The organism is Streptomyces anulatus (assembly GCF_000721175.1).
Taxonomy (GTDB): Bacteria; Actinomycetota; Actinomycetes; order Streptomycetales; family Streptomycetaceae; genus Streptomyces; species Streptomyces anulatus_C.
Genome location: NZ_JOEZ01000159.1, coordinates 1 through 206 on the forward strand (window position 1 = coordinate 1; position 206 = coordinate 206).

Genomic DNA, 206 nt, shown 5'->3' on the forward strand with positions numbered 1-206 from the left:
ACCACTCCGGCACCCGCCCCTCCACCCGCGCCGTGTAGGCACGCGTGAGGTCGGTGGCGAGCGGGCCCAACGACCACCCGTCACCCGCGATGTGATGCAAAATCAGAACGAGGACGTGGCGGTCAGGGGCGAGGCTGAACAACTCGGCACGCAGGGGAATTTCAGTCGCCAGATCGAAGGCGTACCGGGCCGCTGACCTCAGGGCC

The 206-nt window shown here is 68.0% G+C and carries 1 protein-coding gene; it reads right to left on the reverse strand.

Annotated features, from left to right (window positions below):
- Nucleotides 1-206: condensation domain-containing protein (locus tag IG90_RS40520; protein WP_033895144.1), on the reverse strand; the 206-nt coding region annotated here is incomplete at both ends.